22 protein-coding genes and 1 riboswitch are annotated in these 19,747 nt (G+C 46.7%); of the genes, 11 read left to right on the forward strand and 11 right to left on the reverse strand.

All coding sequences use genetic code 11. The features are described 5' to 3' along the window. Window positions 1–86 precede the first annotated feature (86 nt). Complete coding sequence (locus tag AYK67_RS07215) at window positions 87–509, forward strand: organic hydroperoxide resistance protein (RefSeq protein ID WP_068084299.1); 423 nt, start codon at window positions 87–89, stop codon at window positions 507–509. A 164-nt stretch (window positions 510–673) separates the two neighbouring features. Here AYK67_RS07215 and ccmB read toward each other — a convergent pair whose 3' ends face one another. The 3 genes from ccmB to AYK67_RS07230 all read right to left on the reverse strand — a co-directional run bounded on the left by ccmB (window position 674) and on the right by AYK67_RS07230 (window position 3,562). Further along, a complete protein-coding gene (gene ccmB / locus AYK67_RS07220; protein ID WP_068085293.1) occupies window positions 674–1,333 on the reverse strand; it encodes a heme exporter protein CcmB in 660 nt (219 codons plus the stop codon). A 38-nt stretch (window positions 1,334–1,371) separates the two neighbouring features. Continuing rightward, window positions 1,372–2,094, reverse strand: a complete 723-nt coding sequence (ccmA, locus tag AYK67_RS07225; protein WP_082735693.1) for a heme ABC exporter ATP-binding protein CcmA — start codon at window positions 2,092–2,094, stop codon at window positions 1,372–1,374. Window positions 2,095–2,299: 205 nt separating this feature from the next. Beyond that, window positions 2,300–3,562, reverse strand: a complete 1,263-nt coding sequence (locus AYK67_RS07230; RefSeq protein WP_068084301.1) for an SAM-dependent methyltransferase — start codon at window positions 3,560–3,562, stop codon at window positions 2,300–2,302. Between the two features lie 411 nt (window positions 3,563–3,973). Between AYK67_RS07230 and AYK67_RS07235 the strand changes: the two genes are divergently transcribed. Then, window positions 3,974–4,879 carry a polyprenyl synthetase family protein gene (locus AYK67_RS07235; protein ID WP_068084304.1) on the forward strand — a complete coding sequence of 302 codons (906 nt, stop codon included), beginning with the start codon at window positions 3,974–3,976 and terminating at the stop codon, window positions 4,877–4,879. Window positions 4,880–4,888: 9 nt separating this feature from the next. Here AYK67_RS07235 and AYK67_RS07240 read toward each other — a convergent pair whose 3' ends face one another. Together AYK67_RS07240 and AYK67_RS07245 are read right to left on the reverse strand one after the other, a co-directional pair. Beyond that, window positions 4,889–5,563 carry an alpha/beta hydrolase gene (locus AYK67_RS07240; protein WP_068084306.1) on the reverse strand — a complete coding sequence of 225 codons (675 nt, stop codon included), beginning with the start codon at window positions 5,561–5,563 and terminating at the stop codon, window positions 4,889–4,891. 23 nt (window positions 5,564–5,586) lie between these two features. Continuing rightward, a complete protein-coding gene (locus AYK67_RS07245) occupies window positions 5,587–6,228 on the reverse strand; it encodes a DNA-3-methyladenine glycosylase family protein (RefSeq protein WP_068084309.1) in 642 nt (213 codons plus the stop codon). 83 nt (window positions 6,229–6,311) lie between these two features. On the opposite strand from AYK67_RS07245, the gene gluQRS reads away from it, so the two are divergent. Further along, window positions 6,312–7,226 carry a tRNA glutamyl-Q(34) synthetase GluQRS gene (gene gluQRS / locus AYK67_RS07250; RefSeq protein WP_068084312.1) on the forward strand — a complete coding sequence of 305 codons (915 nt, stop codon included), beginning with the start codon at window positions 6,312–6,314 and terminating at the stop codon, window positions 7,224–7,226. Here the strand turns inward: gluQRS and AYK67_RS07255 are convergent. Next, window positions 7,221–8,186, reverse strand: a complete 966-nt coding sequence (locus AYK67_RS07255; protein WP_068084315.1) for an AEC family transporter — start codon at window positions 8,184–8,186, stop codon at window positions 7,221–7,223. The two genes, gluQRS and AYK67_RS07255, sit on opposite strands and share 6 nt — an antisense overlap. Before the next feature lie 140 nt (window positions 8,187–8,326). Here AYK67_RS07255 and AYK67_RS07260 point away from each other — a divergent pair, with 140 nt between their 5' ends. Further along, on the forward strand, window positions 8,327–9,565 hold the full coding sequence (locus tag AYK67_RS07260) for a hybrid sensor histidine kinase/response regulator (RefSeq protein ID WP_068084318.1): 1,239 nt from the start codon (window positions 8,327–8,329) through the stop codon (window positions 9,563–9,565). Window positions 9,566–9,629: 64 nt separating this feature from the next. Continuing rightward, window positions 9,630–10,493, forward strand: coding sequence for a phosphatase PAP2 family protein (locus AYK67_RS07265; RefSeq protein WP_082735695.1), 864 nt, complete (start codon window positions 9,630–9,632; stop codon window positions 10,491–10,493). Between the two features lie 71 nt (window positions 10,494–10,564). On the opposite strand, the gene AYK67_RS07270 is transcribed toward AYK67_RS07265, so the two are convergent. Together AYK67_RS07270 and AYK67_RS07275 are read right to left on the reverse strand one after the other, a co-directional pair. After that, on the reverse strand, window positions 10,565–11,050 hold the full coding sequence (locus AYK67_RS07270) for a low molecular weight protein-tyrosine-phosphatase (RefSeq protein WP_068084321.1): 486 nt from the start codon (window positions 11,048–11,050) through the stop codon (window positions 10,565–10,567). Window positions 11,051–11,136: 86 nt separating this feature from the next. Next, a complete protein-coding gene (locus AYK67_RS07275) occupies window positions 11,137–11,307 on the reverse strand; it encodes a sulfurtransferase TusA family protein (protein ID WP_082735725.1) in 171 nt (56 codons plus the stop codon). 428 nt (window positions 11,308–11,735) lie between these two features. On the opposite strand from AYK67_RS07275, the gene AYK67_RS07280 reads away from it, so the two are divergent. From AYK67_RS07280 to AYK67_RS07295, 4 genes are all read left to right on the forward strand, one after another. After that, entirely contained in the window at window positions 11,736–12,074 is a 339-nt protein-coding gene (locus tag AYK67_RS07280) for a P-II family nitrogen regulator (protein WP_068084327.1), read from the forward strand. A gap of 17 nt (window positions 12,075–12,091) precedes the next feature. Then, entirely contained in the window at window positions 12,092–13,411 is a 1,320-nt protein-coding gene (locus tag AYK67_RS07285) for an ammonium transporter (protein WP_068084330.1), read from the forward strand. A 173-nt stretch (window positions 13,412–13,584) separates the two neighbouring features. Continuing rightward, entirely contained in the window at window positions 13,585–14,244 is a 660-nt protein-coding gene (locus AYK67_RS07290) for an HAD-IA family hydrolase (protein ID WP_068084333.1), read from the forward strand. Window positions 14,245–14,329: 85 nt separating this feature from the next. Then, entirely contained in the window at window positions 14,330–14,536 is a 207-nt protein-coding gene (locus AYK67_RS07295) for a YgaP family membrane protein (protein ID WP_068084336.1), read from the forward strand. Window positions 14,537–14,636: 100 nt separating this feature from the next. Here AYK67_RS07295 and AYK67_RS07300 read toward each other — a convergent pair whose 3' ends face one another. The 3 genes from AYK67_RS07300 to AYK67_RS07310 are packed head-to-tail and all read right to left on the reverse strand — an operon-like array spanning window position 14,637 to window position 16,933. Next, entirely contained in the window at window positions 14,637–15,254 is a 618-nt protein-coding gene (locus tag AYK67_RS07300; RefSeq protein ID WP_068084339.1) for an HAD family hydrolase, read from the reverse strand. Window positions 15,255–15,261: 7 nt separating this feature from the next. Further along, on the reverse strand, window positions 15,262–15,816 hold the full coding sequence (locus AYK67_RS07305) for an IMPACT family protein (RefSeq protein WP_068084342.1): 555 nt from the start codon (window positions 15,814–15,816) through the stop codon (window positions 15,262–15,264). A gap of 1 nt (window position 15,817) precedes the next feature. Further along, window positions 15,818–16,933: a 2'-deoxycytidine 5'-triphosphate deaminase gene (locus AYK67_RS07310; protein WP_068084345.1), complete on the reverse strand. Its 1,116-nt coding sequence runs from the start codon at window positions 16,931–16,933 to the stop codon at window positions 15,818–15,820. 120 nt (window positions 16,934–17,053) lie between these two features. Then, window positions 17,054–17,131: riboswitch (SAM riboswitch) on the forward strand. A 50-nt stretch (window positions 17,132–17,181) separates the two neighbouring features. Between AYK67_RS07310 and AYK67_RS07315 the strand changes: the two genes are divergently transcribed. Both AYK67_RS07315 and AYK67_RS07320 read left to right on the forward strand, forming a co-directional pair. Continuing rightward, window positions 17,182–18,363: an O-succinylhomoserine sulfhydrylase gene (locus AYK67_RS07315; protein WP_068084348.1), complete on the forward strand. Its 1,182-nt coding sequence runs from the start codon at window positions 17,182–17,184 to the stop codon at window positions 18,361–18,363. Between the two features lie 139 nt (window positions 18,364–18,502). Further along, window positions 18,503–19,732 carry a hypothetical protein gene (locus tag AYK67_RS07320; protein WP_068084350.1) on the forward strand — a complete coding sequence of 410 codons (1,230 nt, stop codon included), beginning with the start codon at window positions 18,503–18,505 and terminating at the stop codon, window positions 19,730–19,732. Window positions 19,733–19,747: the final 15 nt, after the last annotated feature.

The following is a 19,747-nucleotide window of genomic DNA, read 5'->3' on the forward strand; positions in this document are numbered from 1 at the left end:
AATTGTCTAGCGATTGACATTTTTTAATTACTGCACTACTCATTATCGCGCGATTTAATTTTCCCCAAAACCGAAAGGCTTCAATTATGTCTGTTCTCTATCAAACCTCAGCAAAAACAATTGGTGGCCGCGATGGCCGTGTTAAGAGCGACGATGGTGCGTTGGATGTTGCGCTCTCCATGCCAAAAGCACTTGGCGGCCAAGGGGGCACCGCAACAAATCCAGAGCAACTATTTGCAGCCGGTTACGCAGCGTGTTTTTTAAGTGCAACAAAACTAATCGCCGGTAAGAGTGATTTATCACTACCAGATGATGCAAGTGTCGAGGCCACAGTCGGCATTGGCCCAAATGAGAGCGGCGGCTTTAAATTAGAAATTTCATTGGACGTCCATTTACCGGGGCTGGATAAAGACCTGGCACAAAAACTGGTGGATACGGCACATCAGGTTTGCCCGTATTCCAATGCCACCCGAGGTAATATTGACGTTAAAATCGCGGTGAATACCTAGAGCGTATCCCCGAAAAGTGCCTACCAGTTTTCGGGTATGAAAACGCCTCAAAAATAATAGGTTAAAGCAGTTTGAATGTTTCCATGAAATGGCAAACTGCTTTCAACACCGCGGTAAACCCAAGAGTTGCAGGTGTTATGCCCACCACTTGCAATTCTTGGGTCCTAATCACCAGCATTGCGCAAGGCAGTCGCGGCTGCAAATGGGCCGATAACAAAAGACATTAAAGTAATCGCGCACAAAAACAGCAGCGGCGCTTTAAAAGGTGCCACTTGCGAAACAGCAGCAGTTGCCGCACTAACCCCGAAAATCAAAGTCGGAATAGCAAGCGGTATCACCAAGATAGAAAGCAAAACCCCGCCACGGCGTAGTGTAACAGTTACACCAGCTCCAATAGCACCAATTAATGTAAGGGCAGGGGTACCAATAAGTAGGGTCAGCGTTACCGCACCAATTGCCACCGGTTCCAAATTAACAAATAATGACAAAACTGGCGCAGCCACCACCAACGGCAAACCAGTTGCACACCAATGCGCGGCACATTTAATCAACACAACTAGCTCCATGGGCCGACCTGCCATCAGGTACAAATCCAAAGTGCCGTCTTCCCGGTCGGTTTGAAACAGTCTGTCCAGCCCTAAAAGCGTGGCAAGCAGTGCTCCGATCCATAAAACAGCCGCACCAATTCGCGCCAACATCTTTAAATCAGGCCCCACGCCAAACGGAAAAACGGTAACAACAGCCAGAAAAAACAAAACCCCGATCAGTGCACCACCGCCAACACGCACACCAAGCTGGAACTCTTTCAAGAACAGGCTCTTCATCCAGGCCATGTTATTCTCCTAATTCCATTCATCCCGGCCTAATCCCAGTCTTCCCAATAGGATTGCGCAGTTGGCGCACCACTACTTTGCGCAGGTTTGCCGTCAGAACCGGTCGTGGTGTCGTCAATTTCGCCAAGGTTCAGCTCAATCATATTATCCAGCTGCAATGGCAGGTGAGTGGCCGCTACCACCATACCTCCATGCTTGATATGGCTATTAACAAGTGAAACCAAAGTCTCTTCACTGGCAGCATCAAGCGCAGAAGTCGGCTCATCCAGTAACCAAAGCGGCCGTGGTACCACCAGTAATCGCGCCAAGGAAAGCCGCCGCCGCTGCCCCGCGCTCAAATACGCCGCAGGCAAATGCGCAGTATGGCCAATACCCAGCGCATCAAGTGCACCCTCAACCTGCATTGGCAATGGTCCAGCTGGAACAGGGTACGCCACACCTTCGTAAAACGACCGCCAAAACTGTAAATTCTCAATAACCGTAAGTGCTGGCTTTAAGGCATCCAAATGGCCAAAATAGTGGGCGTGCTCCGCCACATTACGCTCGGCTACACCGCCATGTATCTCTATTTTACCGGAAGCAAGCGACACCAGCCCCGCCAATGTACGCAATAAAGATGATTTTCCAACCCCGTTAGGCCCACGTATAATAAGGGCTTGGTGGCTTTCTAAAGAAAACGAGACATTCGACAAAACCCGCCGCCCGCCGCGCTCGCAACTGGCATTTTGGCAATCAAGCACCTGTTGCCCCATTATCACTCCAACATTAAACCAAGCGCATAAACTCACAGGCCGAAACGACAAAGTTTCACCGTATATCTACTTGTCAATAATAGCTTGGAAAAGCAAGCGCTTTATCAATTCAAACCGCTTGCAATGTGGTTATCTTTACACTGAAGGCTTAACAGCACGACACGCTCAAACTGCCATTAATTTTGAAAGTCCGGCCACTATCCGCTCATCCCGTTGCCGCACGAGGCTCTTCTTGCCCCACCATAACAGGAAAACGCTGGTTCAACACACGCTCGTTTTCTTCAATAAACCCACGCGTAATCGGCACGCCATCTATCTTTTTGGACATGATAAGCTGGAACACCATGAGTTGCCCCAGTTTAAATCCAAGTTCGACGCTGGTTAAGTAAAGCTCCCACATCCGGCAAAAACGCTCATCGTAAAGCGCAGCAATTTGTGCCCTGTTCTGCTCAAAATTCCGCCGCCAATCACGCAAGGTGTAATGATAGTGCAACCGCAAAATCTCGTTATCACACACCCACAGCCCTTGGCGCTCGCTGGCACTAAACACCTCAGAAAGAGAGGGGCAATAACCACCTGGAAAAATGTATTTGTTCAAAAACGGGCCTGTAACTCCGGGGGGCGAATTGCGCCCAATACTATGAATAAGCGCAGAGCCATCTTCTTTGAGGCAATCCCGCACCTTGGCAAAGTAGGCTTCATAATTGCCAATCCCCACATGCTCCATCATGCCAACAGAAACAATGCGGTCAAACTGCCCTTCAAATTCGTTGTAATCCAGACAAACAAAGTGAACCCGCCCTTCCAGACCAGCATCTTTCACCCGTTGCTTTGCAATCTTGATTTGCTCGGTAGAAACATTCAGCACTGTCACCTCACAGCCGCATTGCGCAATGCGAATAGCCAGCGAGCCCCAGCCACCACCGATTTCCAGCACTTTCATGCCTTCGCGTAGATTAAGCTTGGCAGCAATATGATTCAGCTTGGCATTTTGTGCGCTTACAAGGCTTTCATCAGCACTGCGATAATAACCACAACTGTAGTTCATTCCGGGGTCTAAAAACAGCCTGTAAAGCTCGCTAGAAAGGTCGTAGTGATGGCGTACCTGCGCCTTGTTCCGCCGCAAATCCAGCCGTTGCTTGCGCCGCGCATGCCCCTCTGTAAAGCCATGTATCAGCCGGTGGAGCGGGTGATTGGCAATCTTCCCCTCATTCACCATAATAACAGAAAGGCAGTCATATAAACTGGTGCCCGGCTCCATGGTAAGCTCGCCGTCCATATAGGCTTCAGCCATTTTTAGCTCGGGATCATACAAAATTTTGTAGGGAAGTAGCCTGCTGTTCATGCGCACCGCAGCTTTTAACCCTACATCTTCTCCGGCTATTGTATGGTGCCTGCCATCGGCATCAATTAGAGTAAAGTGTCCTTTGCTAATATAACGCTCAAGAACCCTGGTAAGTGCACGCATTCATCTCACCTCTTTCACTGCATTCCATAACAACCTAGGCAAAACAAGGGTTTAGATATCTAAAAATAGAAACACACCAAGTATGCCCACAAGAATCACAAGTAATAAAATAATAAATAAACAATATTACTAATAATAACAGGAGTGGAATTTATTTCGCAACCCTGCGTAATAATTGCATAATTTCGTTATTAAACTAATTTGAATACCTAATAATAATAGCCATATATATTCATTAGGGAGAAATGCTAGTATTATAGCACGAAGGTTTCTAATCCCTCTCTGCTGTATCCATTAAATTTACAGCAAAATCACCATCTTTTGCTGGGTAAACAAAAGCCAGCCCTCTACCAACAAGCTCTAATGAGAAGTATAGCTATGCCACCATCAAATTTGAGCTGAGGGGAAACAATGACGCCTGCTTTCAAGACAAGCCTAGCATCAACAGCAAGCTCCGTTGAAAAGCACATGGCGTTACTATTGCAAACCAAAGCCCAGCAAGAAAAGCACCCACTGCCAGACCATTTAAGCAAGGCCATGCAATACGCTGCGCTATCTGGTGGTAAGCGCTTGCGCCCACTATTGATTTTAGAAACGGCAGCCCTTTTTAATCGCAAAGACGACGGCCTTCTCACCGCCGCTTGCGCTTTGGAATGCATCCACTGCTATTCATTGGTCCACGATGATTTGCCTGCAATGGACGATGACGATTTACGCCGTGGTCGGCCCACAACCCACATTGCATTCGATGAAGCCACAGCCATACTGGCAGGCGATGCATTACTAACATTAGCGTTTGATTTAATCGCTAGGCAAGAAGTCCATCAAGACCCAGCCATACGGCTGCAGCTTTCGCAGCAGCTTGCCCAATCTTCGGGACGTTGTGGTATGGTCGGCGGCCAAATGCTGGACTTACTCTCAGAGCACCGCGAACGCAGCGAAACCGAAATCCGTCAGTTACAAGCCATGAAAACCGGTGAGCTTCTTCGCTATGCCTGTTATGCCGGTGCAACACTTGCCAATGCCAGCCCGGAACACATAAAAATAATGAACCGCTTTGGCGAAATTATCGGCCTTGCATTTCAATTGGCAGATGATCTACTCGACGTCACCGCCACCGCCTCGCAAATAGGTAAAGCCACAGGCAAAGACGCCGACCGTGGCAAAGCCACACTTGTTGCCAATATGGGTATAGAAGCAACACAAAAAGAACTAGTGTCTCTTGTTAATGAAGCCGAGCAGCTTCTCTCGGTTTTTGGCGAAAAGGCGCATATTTTACAGCAACTTGCCAAATATATTGCAATGAGAAACAAATAAACGCCAACTCTATTGCCAGGCCGCGTTCAATACCTGTTGTAAAAAACCTTGTGCCAGCCGCAAGCCCTCAAAGTCAATTTCGTGGCCACAGCCAGAAATACTATAGCTTTCAACCGGCACACGTAAACAATCAAGTGCCATCCGGCTCAATTCAAGGTTATGAGGCTCAACAACCGTATCCTCGCTTCCATGCACCAAAAGTACTTGCGGGCGTGACTTAACCTCATTTTGCTTTTGCGGCACATAAGCAAGCTTGCCGCTAAAGGCCATGACACCCGCCAGTTGCGGCAGCTCAAACAAACCAGCCTGTAAAGCAACCATAGCCCCCTGCGAAAAACCCAATACAGCTGTTTTGCTAGCAGTCACATCATAATCGGCTTGTAGTTTTGCAATTTCACGCGTCAAAAGCTTGGCAGCGCTTGCCACGCCATACTCGTACTCTTCCACGCTATGCGTATCCAAATCAAACCATTGCCGACCTTCGGGCCAAACACGGCAAATTTGCGGCGCTTGCAAGCAGACAAATACGGTTTTAGGAAATTTGCGAGCTAATTGCTGCGCATGAATAAGCAAATCATTGGCGTCCGCTCCATAACCATGCAGCAACACCACAAGGCCAGTCGCACCATTTTTTCCTTTGTGCGCACCGGTTCCATAAACAATAAGAGCTTCGCTATTATGCATTTTTTCTCGCATCTGCTCAAAATCTAAATCGGCAGGGTTTCTTGCCCCTCACGCATCGCCTTGTAATAAGCCCAAAACAACCGCGCCGCTGTGCCCCTGTGAGGCGCCCACTTATGGGCAATTTCAGCGAGTTCTTTGCCTTTGGGCCGCGTTTCCATAGCAAAGGCCATACCTACAGCGTTTTGTAGAGCAACATCACCAATCGGAAAAACGTCCGGGTGCCCAGCACAAAACAATAAATACACATCAGCCGTCCAGGGCCCAATGCCCTTAATCTCTACCAAACGCTTATGCGCTTCATCCCCTTGTAGCCTGCATAACTCTAACAAATCCAAACCATTGGTAATTTCTAGTGCAATTGTGCGCAAACACCGCATTTTCGCATTGGAAAGGCCGGCACCGAGCAAAACATCATCATTGCATTCCAGTAGTTTTTCCGGTGTAAACGGCACCACTGCTGCCACCAAACGTTCCCAAATGGTACTTGCCGCTTTTACTGAAAGTAGCTGCGCCACCACAATATTACTAAGGCCAGCAAAGTCGGCATTCCGTCGGCGTAGTGGCACCGTTTGTGCCTTTGCCAAAACAGCTTCCAACCGGCTGTCCCGCTTCAGTAACAATTGCAATTCACGCTCAAGGTCTTCCAAACAATCAATGGCCTGCACAACTTCCCCCAAAACAGCTTGGTTTTTGTTAAAAGCTCAGGCACAAAAGCCATAGCAACACTTTTAAAAACGAACTGCGATTTATGTCACAATTTCTGCTTCGCTTTGCCCCGTCTCCCAATGGCCTTCTACACAAGGGGCATGCTTATTCTGCCCTATTAAATGCGGCTTTGGCAAAAAAATACAACGCTGATCTGCTCATACGTATGGAAGATATCGATACAATCCGCTGCACACAGGAGTTGAAGCAACAAACCCTGCAAGATTTAAAATGGCTGCAAATCCCGTACAAACAGCCTGTTCTTTGGCAGTCCTCCCGTTTTCACGCCTATAAAAATGCCCTAAATTACTTGGCGAAAATGGGGCTGGTTTATAAAGCCTACCTCACCCGTAAGCAGATAACCCAATTCATCAAGTCACAAGAAGAGCAAGGAATAAGCTGGCCGAGCGATCCCGATGGAGCACCGCTATACCCTGGTGACGATGCAATACTAAGCAAATCCCAACTACAAAAACTGTCAGATGAAAAAGCCCCGTACGCACTACGTTTAAATATGCGCCGTGCCCGACAAATGCTAAATTCCCCCCTATATTGGCAGGAGCTTACGCCACCAAAAACCAGTGTCGACCTTCCAGCATTTGAACAAGTAGACACGATCAAAACCGATCCATCCGCTTGGGGCGATATGGTGCTAGCGCGTAAAGATACCCCAACCAGTTATCACCTTTCGGTCGTGGTAGACGATGCAGCGCAAGGCATAACCCACGTGGTGCGTGGGCAAGACCTTTACCACGCCACCAGCATTCACCGCCTTTTGCAGCATTTGCTGCACTTACCCGCACCAATTTATCACCATCACCCGCTTATCAAAACCAGCGCAGGAGAAAAACTATCTAAATCCGCAGGGCACAAAAGTTTAAAAGAGCTGCGCGAGCAAGGCCTTACCCGTCAAGAACTCCTGCAATCCATGCCCAGCGCAATTACAAATAACTTATAAGCCAAGCATGGCATGCAAAAACACCAGCCAGCTACTTGCAGTAACAACGCTGATTAACGTTGTAATTGTTATCGTGTTGGTCGACATACCATGGCCGGTACCAAACTGATTGGCAAAAACAAAAGCCATAACGCCGGTAGGGCATGCGGCCGCCATTGTAAGTACTGCGGTATAAAGCGCTGGCAAGCCAACAACATAATACCCCATCACAAAAACTGTGGCAGGTAAAAGCGCTATTTTAAAGCAGCTTAACACCAAACCAATATTAATATTGCCCTTAATGCCATAGCTTACCATACCCATTCCTACTGCGATCAAGGCAACAGGTGAGGCTGTACGGCCTAAAGGCCCAATGATATTTTGGAAAACATTCGGCATGGTAAGCCCGCTGGCATTCCAAAGCGCACCGGCCACAATCGCAACAACAATCGGGTTTCCGATCAACTTCTTAAGCACACCCAACATCAACTGCGGCAACGGGCGCGCCACCTGATACCCATCAACAACCACCGCCCGTTCCATCACCAATACACTCACCACGGTAACACTGGGAATATGCATGGATATCATGAGAGAAAGCGGCACAAGCGCCTGCGTCCCATAAGCTGCCGTAATTAAAGGTATCCCAATTAAAGCGCTGTTAGAAAACCCCGCAGAAATTCCGGCAATAACACCGGCACGTGCCTCGCGCTTAAAACCAAATCGCACCACACTACCGGCAGAAAACATAATAAAAAACAGGCTCGGATAATAAACAAGCCAAATTGGCCAGGGCGAAACCCCCGAAAGCTCAGCCTTTGAAAGCGTCGTAAACAATAAAGCCGGCACGGCAACACTTGTAGCATACTGGCCTAAAGTTCTCCCGGCCTGCTCTGAAAAAATCCCGGTAATGGCAAGTAAATAACCAAGGCCGATAAGTGCAAATACCGGAAAAACAACTTCTGTGATGGTAACTAACATTATTTTTTCCTAAATTTGCTTAAACTGATTCATTTTCAGGGGATCACGAAGCTACAAGGGGCGACGGAACCTATACACTGTTCTAGATTAGTTCAATATGTAACACAGTAGCTGCACCAATACGGTTCAGGGAGTTTTTCATGGGGTCAACCGACAGGCTAAAACAAATCGACATAGCCCAGTTGGCGCATGATTTAAAAACACCGCTATCGGCCATGCAAACAGCTGCTGAGCTTATCGCTGCCGAACCGCTTTCACCAACTCAATTGCGATATCTGTCCATCCTGCAAACCGCCATTACAAACATGGACCAAACTACGCAGACATTGCTCAACGACGCTATTGAGGATTTCACAGCAAACGAAACGAAGAACCACAACAGCGCACAGAAGTTGCAACAAGAGCAAAGGCAACTCTCAATAATAATGCAAGATTTACAAGCGCTCTATCAGCCCTTTGCGGCCGGTAAAGGCTTGCGTTTGTTCGCAGCCCCCTTTGCTCCCGAACAAGCACATGTGCTCTCGAAACTAAACGTGCCGTACTTACCGCTTATGCGCGCATTATCAGCACTGATCTCCAATGCCATAAACTACACCGCTTTAGGCACGATCATTATATCCAGCGCCCTATCGGGCCAGAATGAAAGTCAGCTCAAAATCGCTGTCATGGATACCGGCAGTGGCATAGAACCGGATGCAATAGAGGGCTTGTTCAGTCCATACCAACGCGCAACCCAAGATACACAAACCAAAGGTAGTGGCCTTGGCCTTTTTGGTGCCCGCCAAATAGCAAAAGACTTGGGCGGCACAGTCGAGCTTCAATCCACCTCGCCCAAAGGATCCGTATTTACATTCCAAATTCCTATAGGCCCCGAAAGGACGCAGCAAAGCAATCTTGCACCATATGATGAAATGCCGCCCTCTCAAGCTTCTAAGGACTTTGCAGCCCCAAAGCTGACAGGCCAGGTATTGCTGGTAGACGATAATGCCCCGAGTCTAGAGCTCATCTCAGCCATGCTAACCTCGTTTGGCCTGACTGTTTTGCCAGCACAATCGGCGCACCAAGCAATACAGCTCATGCAACACAACACACCAGATATTGCGATTATCGACTATACATTGCCAGATAGGAACGGCGTGGCACTCGCCAAAGAGTTAAGCCAGACGCATCACAGCAAACAGGCTCTTTTACCAAGCGACCAAGCAATTAATCGGCAATACGAACTTTCCGTTATTCTAATTTCGGCAGAAGCCAGCTTGCCGCAATCACAAGCAAGCTTCCAAGGCCCGTTCTTGCAAAAACCGCTCAAGCCGCAAAGCCTTTACAAAGCCGTTAAATCCTTGCTTAATCCAGTGCAATTAGAACCACTACTAGATTAACTATTGAACTTCATCGGCACCAAGACTATTTGCACTCTATCAGCATGCGGGAACACATAGCTTAATGGCCAAAAATTCTATAATTAAAAGCAGCCTAAAAAAAGCAGGACAAATTACTTCCGGTCTTTTGGGGTGGTGCAAACTTCATCCGTTTGCCGCAACCAGTGCACTTTTAGCCATAATAGCCACGATTTTCATAGCTTTTCCCGGGCTTGATACAGCAATAACCGGGCTGTTTTACAACGGCTCCATTTTCCCTGTAGCCCATAGTTATCTGGGCAATAAAATCCGCTTTTTGGCAGTTAATCTCATTCTATACGCCGCTATATTCTGCCTGCTACTATTGCTTTGGAAACTCGTCTTTCCAAGAACCCTCAAAAAAATGGACCTCCGCGCACCCATTTTCCTACTAACAACCCTGGCACTGGGCCCGGGGCTGGTGGTCAATATTATACTGAAAGAATACTGGGGGCGCCCACGTCCAAGAAATACCGATATTTTTGGCGGTCAGCTTCCCTTTACAGGTATTTGGCCCCCAACTGACCTGTGTAACTCAAATTGCTCGTTTGTCTCGGGCGAGGGGTCAGCTTCATTCTGGCTACTGGCATTTACCCTCATCGTTCCCAAGGCCTACAAACTACCTACCGCTATTTTCACAGGCTCTTTGTGCTTGTTGTTTTCACTCAATAGAATTGCTTTCGGCGGTCACTTCACCTCGGACACTTTGATGTCATGGGGGATCACAGCACTAATAATCATAGCTGTACATCATTATTTATATGTGGCACCGCCTGCCTGGGCCCGCCCCAAAACACTTAACAACTCGATGACACAAGCGGGCATATCTCTTAACACCAACGTGCGTAGTGCTCACCGCTCACTGCGCAAACGCTTTCACGACTTTATCGATATGTTCCGCCAGGTATAAGTGCAGGCTGTTGCCCATATGAGAGCAAGAAAACAGCGCTTATAAACACACCGGCAATTGGTTTATGCACGCTACCAACCCATTTCCGCTCGAATATCGGCTAGCAACTGCTTGGTGCCTTTATCAACCATAGCAAACACGGTTTCAAAGCCATTATCACCGCCATAGTAGGGGTCTGGTACCTCTTTTTGATTGCCAAGCAAGACTTGTAGTTTCGCTTTTGCATCTGCAGGTTCGACTTTTTGCAAATTCTTCAAGTTCGATAAATCCATTGCGACCAATCGATCGAAAACCAAAAAGTCGTTGGACTGCACTTGCTGCGCCCGCTGCTGGCTTATGTCTGTTGCATATTTTGCAGCTACAGCAATCGAACGCGGGTCAGGCGGATTTCCCGCATGCCATGCTCCGGTGCCAGAAGAACCAATATGGAATCGATCACTCAATCCCGCTTGCTCGACATGATACCGAAAACGACCTTCCGCCAATGGCGAGCGACAAATATTCCCCAAACATACAAACATCACCCCATATGATTGCTGTTGCGCGCTTTCTGGCATTTTTTCGTCCTTTATTGAGCCGGTTTACACCGGTTTTGATCACATCTTGATACGCTTTTAAGCACCTGGGCCACCAAGCTGACCGGTTACCTTCTGATCACAAATATAATATTCTTTTCAGTAGTTTGCTTATCAATAAGCTCGTATCCGTCTTGCTGGCACATATGCGGAATATCAATCTGGGTCATCGGATCACTCACTAAAACCTTGAGTAAATCACCCTTTTGCAAACGCGCCAATCGTTGACGCGTTTTCATCACTGGCAGCGGGCATTTCAAGCCTAATAAATCCAACTCAATCAAGAATTTCACCTTTTACGAGGGGTACTTTACGTCTTTCTGCAACTTATCCCCCCCGGTACTTAAGTGACAAGATCAATAAAATACAGCAAATGACTATTTTTTAATCAATGACACGATTAGATGCTGCACAATATTTAATCTGCTTAAAAAATAACCTCCGGCCAACGCTAGCAATTTACCAAGAGAAAAATTACTAATATATTGATATTATTATCATATTTGAGATTTCTATAGCCACCAATCAAAACTGGCACGCTCTTTGAATAAGCTAATACCGAGCAGGCCAGCTTGTGAAATAAGAGCTTATAAAAGCCAATTCGCAACCCTGAACTACAGCACTTTGCTGTCCATGGCCTCGGCAACCAAAAAGACGGGAACTGAGCATGAAAATCATTATGGCAATAATAAAGCCTTTCAAGTTGGACGAAGTGCGCGACGCACTTACCGAGCTTGGCATTCAAGGCTTAACAGTCACTGAAGTTAAGGGTTATGGCCGACAAAAGGGCCATACAGAAATTTATCGCGGTACAGAATATTCAGTCAGCTTTCTGCCAAAGTTAAAAATCGAAGTCGCAGTTTCAGCAGAGCTAGTTGACCAAGCCATTGAAGCAATATCCAAAACAGCCCGTACCGGACAAATCGGCGACGGTAAGATTTTTGTATTCGGTATTGATCAAGTCGTCCGCATTCGCACCGGCGAAGCAGACGCAGAAGCGCTTTAATAATGAGGGTAAGCAAAATGAAATCTACACTTAAAAAGGCAGGTTTGGGCATGGCAGTGCTTGCTGTCTCATCCCTTCCGGCACTAGCTGAAGAAAAATATGCGCTTGCTGTCGATACCGCTTATATCTTCAACACCCTGCTATTCCTGATAGGTGGTTTCCTTGTTATGTGGATGGCAGCAGGCTTCGCCATGCTGGAGGCAGGCCTTGTACGCACCAAAAACGTTTCCATGCAGTGCCTTAAAAACATTGCACTTTACTCCATTGCTGGCATCATGTTCTGGGTAACAGGCTACAACCTGATGTATACTGGCGTTGATGGCGGCTACTTTGGCTCTTTCGGCACTTACAGCTTTGATCCGGTTGGCGGCAACGCTTTGGAAACCGGTTACTCCACTGCTTCCGATTGGTTCTTCCAAATGGTGTTCTGTGCCACAACTGCCTCCATTGTTTCCGGCACCATGGCAGAGCGTGTAAAGCTTTGGGCTTTCCTCATCTTCACAGTCATTCTCACAGGTATTCTCTACCCGATCACCGGTTCTTGGGAGTGGGGTGCAGGCTGGCTTGACGAAATGGGCTTCTCCGATTTTGCAGGTTCAACGCTCGTACACTCTGTAGGTGGCTGGGCAGCACTCGTAGGTGCTATTATCCTTGGTCCACGCTCCGGCAAATACACCAAATCCGGTCAAGTCAACGTAATGCCGGGTTCTTCTATGCCATTGGCAACATTGGGTACATTCATTCTATGGCTCGGTTGGTTCGGCTTTAACGGTGCCTCCCAGCTTGCAATGGGCACCATTGGCGATGTCTCCGATATCTCCCGCATTTTTGCCAATACCAACATGGCAGCGGCTGCCGGTGTTGTCACCACCATCTTGCTTACTCAAGTGCTCTACAAAAAAGTTGACGTCACAATGGCTCTAAACGGTGCCTTGGCTGGTTTGGTTGCCATTACAGCAGAACCGTTAACCCCAAGCGTACCGCAAGCGATGTTCATCGGTGCCGTAGGTGGTGCGCTGGTTGTCTTTGCAGTGCCAATGCTCGACAAGCTGAAAATTGACGACGTTGTCGGCGCTATCCCCGTTCACCTCTTGGCCGGTATTTGGGGAACACTGATTGTACCGCTCTCCAATAGTGAAGTTTCCTTCATGCCTCAGCTCATTGGTGTTGTTTCCATCGGTGCTTTCATCTCAATCAGCTCAGCAATTGTCTGGTTGGCCATTAAAGCAACGGTTGGCCTGCGTGTTACCCAAGAAGAAGAAGCTTTGGGTCTTGATAAAGTCGAAATCGGCGTCGAAGCTTACCCAGAATTTGGACAGGGTTCACAAAGACTTTAATTGCCAGTACCTTAACTGCGAATAGAAACACACGAAAGGCCGGCCTAAGCTGGCCTTTTGTTTTACTTATTTTTAACTAGCAAAAAATAAGTAATCCCCCTGAAAGTTATATATTTATTTGATCCCCAAAAGAATTACCTGTAATATTTCAGAATATTTGCTGGAGATTTGATATGTATAAAGATTTTCTAGAGCGGGTCTGCCAAAACTACGATGTTTTAGCCTTGGGTTCCATGGGCGTTATCTACAACTGTGCTGATGACCTGGAAGAAATTATCATTCCATTTCTAAAGGTAAACCAACCAGAGATAGATATAAATAATTTTTTAATTCAATACTTTAGAGCAAGTATAGGCGAAATAACCACCTCAGAACTGCTGGAAAATACCCAGCTATCTCCGCAAAATGTAGAAGCGTTTTTAAACCAGTATAAACTCAGCTGCGGCCTTCAAGAGCTGCTTGTAATAGCAGCCCAAAAATTTCAAATGATATGCTGCTTTGCCAATGATATAGAAGAATGGTCACAACAACGCGCCTTTTCTGAGCATTTAACTATACTAGACCATCGGCTCGTCAGCAGCACCTTGAAATATCGCAAACCGTCAGTCAACTTCTACGAGAAAGCTACTGAAATCATTGACACTTCGCCCAATCGTATTTTGCTCGTTGATGATAGACCGGAAAACCTAGACTCTGCTCATCGCTTAGGGTTTGGCACTATTTGGCTTTCACCGAATGCAGATACTGATGTTGCACATCCCAGAATTTCTTCTCTCCACGATTTGGTTGATTCTCTTTCTCTTTGCGAACGGCGTTTGGAGTTCAGCCATTAGCGATTTATTCGCCCAATGTGACATTGTCACGGACAAATCAGCATGCACATTATATTTAGAGCTAACTAATATAGGAGCTTTTAAAATGACAAGTAATGTTGGCAATATTGATCGTGTTCTTCGCTTAATTCTTGGCCTCGTGCTTATTATTATGCCTTTCACTACATCCATGAGCATTTGGCAAAGCACTACATACACTTACCTTTCTGTGGCAATTGGCGTTGTATTAGTTGCTACAGCCGCTATGCGCTTTTGCTTGCTTTATCGTATTCTAGGTATTGGTGCGCGCTAGCATTATACAAAAGCCCCTCCGGGTTTTCATATCCAGAAAACCCGGATTTAAGCCGTATGCTGTCCTCCCCAAGGAGCATACGGCTAATTCCTGCGTATACTTATGCCCCTTTCGCTGCAAGCAAAACGCGCAATTCAGCCAAAAACAAATCTATCGTTTTAAAGTGGATTGCATTCAATCCCGCCATTTGCGCGCCCTCAATATTTTCAAAGCGGTCATCTACAAACAGTGTTTCACCCGGCAAATAGCCGTATTTTGCGCAAATTCTCTCATAAACAACGGGGTTTGGCTTACGAGCGCTGAAATCACTTGTTGCATGGGCTTTAGATGTAAATATGGTTTGTAGCTCTGGCGCAATGTTAAATATTTCTGCTCCGAACAGGGCACCATTATTCGTTAACAATGCCAAGTCGTAGTGGGTTTTAAGCTCAGTCAAAAGTGCAAGCATACGCGGGCGCGGCAGTGTTACACGGCGGCGAATGTCTACCCATTGCTTTCGTGTGAGCTCAAATCCCAGCAACCGGTTATACTGGCATAAATACTCTTCAGCACGACTTGGTGTTCCTGCTTCCGCAAGCTTTTCAGCAGAACCAGCAAACAAGCGCTGGTGAACTTCTTGTGGAGCCAATCCAGTCATCTCCGCAAGAATTTCAAGCCTCTCATCCTCGCGAAAATCATAGAGAACTTCATCTAAATCAAAAACAATAAACTTGATCAAACCATGCTCACCAGTTCAGTTGCGCAACCACACTCTCAGGGCCACTTACGGTTATTTGAACGCCATCTTCGGTAAAATTACGTTCAACAACATCCAGTTTTAAAAGCATAATCTCGCGTTCAAGCTCTGCGCTTTTTGCAAACCCTACCGCCATTTTCTTTGATACGATTTTGAACCAGGGCTGCAATTTAGCCTCACTAATAACTGCATTGGCAGCTCCAGAATAAGCGCGTGCCAACCCACCAGTGCCCAGCTTAATCCCGCCAAAATAACGCGTAACAATAACGCCGCAATTAACTAATTGATGCCCAATGAGTGTCTTCAACATAGGCATACCAGAGGTTCCTGCAGGCTCACCATCATCTTTGGCACTCTCAATAATCCTGCCATCAGGCAAAATATAACGAAAAGCCGTCACATGGTGGTTGGCCTTGCGGTGCTCGGCTCGCAAAGCCTCCAGCCGCTCTTCAAAGCGTGAATAGGGCACGAGAAACGCCATAAAGCGCGATTTCTTCTCCTCGGTTTCCGCATAAAATTCTTCACTCACCGTGTAAAGCGACATCTCATGCGTCAACCGGTTTAAAATGCTTGGAAAGTTTCAAAGCCTGCCCCTGATAATTCGAGCCAATGCCTTCACCATAAAGGGTTTTCGGCGGGTTCGTCATATGTTCATACACCAGCCGCCCAACAGTCTGCCCATGCTCAACAATAAACGGTACTTCATGAGAACGCACTTCCAAAACAGCCCGCGAACCTCCGCCGCCAATTTTATCATGACCAAAACCGGGATCAAAAAAGCCAGCATAATGTACCCGGAACTCGCCAACAAGTGGGTCAAAAGGCACCATTTCAGCGGCATATTCTGGGGGTACATGAACCGCTTCTTGCGAAACCAGAATGTAAAATTCATTCGGGTCAAGAATTAGGCTCTCCTTGCCGCGATTAATAATTGGCTCCCAAAAGTCTAATGGATCCTGCGCCGCCTTGGCATCAACATCAATAACGCCCGTATGCCGTTTTGCTCGATAGCCAATCAGGCTGCCTTTACCTGAACCTTTTAAATCTATCGATAAATGAACACCGCCACCGATAACCTCATTACCACCACTGACAAGTTGACGATCATGATGAATATGCGTCAGCTTTTCATCCGAAATCAACGGATCACCCAACCGGAAACGAATTTGCGAGAGGCGCGATCCTTCGCGCACCAGCACTGGGAAGGTTCGTGGAGAGATTTCCGCATATAATGGCCCCGTATAACCGGACTCGACTCGGTCAAAAGCAGCACTGAAATCTGTGATCACACGGGTAAACACATCAATACGCCCAGTGGAGCTTTTCGGGTTCGTCGTTGCGCCCAAACCCTTTGGTAAATCAAGGCTTTCTTGCAGCTCGACAATATAAACGCAACCCGTTTCCAAAACAGCGCTTTTCGCTAAATCAATCTCGTGCAATATCAAATCGTCAAGACGCGTACTCACCTTGGTACCGGGGCCTGGCAAAAAGCTGGCACGAACTCTCCACGCTCTTTTCCCAAGGCGCAAATCAAGGCTCGCCGGCTGTATCTGGTCACTATCTGTTGGCTTTAAAGCAATTATCTGATTATTGGCAAACATTTCTCCAATGGCATTTGCTGGCAGGATACCACTTGTTGCCTTAGTCCATTGTGCACTCATTTACCAAAAACCCCGTTTGCCAATATGATAGAGATGAATAACTATTGAACTTTGATTAACTGAGAACGTAGTTTTAGCCAAGTGCAATATGTTTGACGACTGCGACAATTTGCAATAAATGTACCTCATTGTGGCGATTTGGTCGGCCGGCTTGCTGCCACATAAAAGAATTTGCTAAAGGGCCGGGTTTCTGCAAGTAACCTTGGTCCTTTTGTGAGGTTCTTCAATATTGTAACGCAGGAACCATAATGACTAATAAAAACTGGAAACCAGCTACCAAACTTGTTCATGGTGGCACCACACGCTCTCCGTTTGGAGAAACGTCAGAAGCTTTATTCCTCACCCAAGGGTTTGTTTACGATAGCGCAGAAGCAGCTGAAGCACGCTTTTTAGGCGATAACAGCGGCTACATTTACTCGCGCTACGCAAATCCAACGGTTTCCATGTTTGAACAACGAATGTGCGATCTGGAAAACGCTGAAGCAGCGCGGGCCACATCTTCCGGAATGGCTGCCGTAAATTCAGCAATTATGGCATGTGTAAAAGCAGGTGACCACTTCGTAGCACCTAAAGCGCTGTTTGGTTCTTGCCGCTATATCATAGAGAAAATCTTGCCACGCTATGGCGTAGAAACAACATTAATAGATGGTAGCAACATCGAAGAATGGAAAGCAGCCATCCGCCCAAATACAAAAGGTGCCTTCTTAGAAAGTCCGACCAACCCAACTCTTTCGGTTGTTGACATTCAAGCAGTCGCGGATTTAGTACACGAAGTAGGCGGCCGCCTCATCGTAGATAACGTATTCGCAACAGCCATTTGGCAATCCCCATTACAGTTGGGGGCCGACGTTGTCATCTATTCAGCCACAAAACACATAGACGGGCAGGGGCGCTGCTTGGGCGGTATCGTGCTCTCAGACGAAAAGTGGATCACAGAAGAGTTCCACGACATGTTCAAGCATACGGGTCCTTCCATGAGCCCCTTCAATGCTTGGGTGCTTTTAAAGGGGCTGGAAACACTGGACCTTCGCGTTAAACGCCAAAGTGAAACCGCTGCCAAGATAGCTGACCTCTTAAGTCAAAGCGAGAAGGTGAGCACTCTCATTTACCCTGGCCGCGAAGATCACCCACAAGCAGATATTGTGAAAAAACAAATGCGTGGTGGCTCAACCATGCTAGCTTTTGACATTGCAGGTGGTAAAGAAGCTGCTTTCAAGTTCTCAAATGCATTGGAAATTGTTAGCCTTTCCAATAACCTTGGGGATGCAAAAAGCTTAATAACCCACCCCGCGACCACCACCCACCAAAGTGTTGCAGAAGAAGCACGCTTGGAGCTTGGCATCAGCGATCATACACTACGTGTTTCTGTCGGCCTCGAAGATCAAGAGGACTTGCTTGAAGATTTCAGCAAAGCATTAGCTGCAATCTAAAAGACTGAGCTGTAGTCCATTCTTATTAAGGTGATCTTCACTTTATAAAAGAATGGACTGCTGCAAATTTACCTAAAGTTATTTTAGGTCATATATAATCGTTGCTCTGGTGTTTAAATTGCGACCAGGGGACGAATTAATGCTCAGCAATTCTTTGGTTTTAATTACAGCCCTCATTGTTTTCATAGCTTTAATATCTAACAGGCTGCGCAATAATCAACGCTGGCAGGCCACTCTCACACCATTGGCATCCATTATCGGCAGTGGTTTTCTAGTCTCTGTACCGATATTGGCATTCGAAATTGGTAACTGGGCCATCATCGGCATAATTATTCTCATAACAGGAGCTTACTTTATCGGCTCAGTTATCCGCTTTAATATCCGCTATGCAGAACCTCTATTTTCTCAACCAGACACCTTCAAAAAGCATAGCCTGACTCTCTCTTTAGAAAAAATCTCTCAATTATTACTCGCATTTGCCTACTTTATTTCCATCGCCTACTATTTGGTACTGCTAGGAAATTTCCTTTTAAAAGGAATGGGTTTCGAAAATACGCTATATGCTAAAATTATTGCAAGTGCGCTTCTCATTGCTATTGGAACAGCAGGAATTTGCGGAGGCCTATCCTCCGTCGAGCGTGTAGAAAAATATGCCGTTGCGTTTAATTTGGCCATCATCGCGGGCTTACTCGTTGGCCTGATGTTTTATAATGGCGAGCATTTAACAAATGGAACTTGGCATCTTGCCAACATAAAAACCCCGATAAGCCTTCATAAAATTCAAGTACTTCTTGGACTTCTCATCATTGTACAAGGATTTGAGACATCAAGGTTTTTAGGAGATGAATATGGAGCTCCAACACGAATTTCATCTATGCGGCAAGCGCAGCTGCTCTCCGCTGTAATCTATATAGTTTTCTTCGCTTCCATAACCATTCTCTTCGGGTTTTTGCAGGAAGATCGCTCAATAGCAGCCGTCATATCGTTGGTTGGGCACGTGGCTCTGGTTTTACCACTTATGCTAACACTAGGTGCAGTAGCCAGTCAGTTTGGTGCCGCCATTGCAGACTCGCTCGGGAGTGCAGGACTATTAGAAGACACCAGCGAAAGGTATATTTCAGTTAATCACGCTTATCTCATCATCACTGTAGTTGCTCTGGCAATACTATGGAATACCGATGTCACGCAAATCGTTACATTGGCTTCGCAGGCCTTTGCCCTTTTCTATTTAACACAATGTGGCGTCGCTCTTGCCATCACCTGTATCGAAAAGGAAATCCCAAACCGAGCTAGAAAGGCATTAGGCTTTTCGTTAGTTGCTCTATTATGTCTTTCAGTCATTTTGTTTGGGCTACCTTCAAACGTTTAGAAGATAGCCCGTTAG

Source organism: Polycladidibacter stylochi, from assembly GCF_001562055.1.
GTDB lineage: Bacteria > Pseudomonadota > Alphaproteobacteria > Rhizobiales > Stappiaceae > Pseudovibrio > Pseudovibrio stylochi.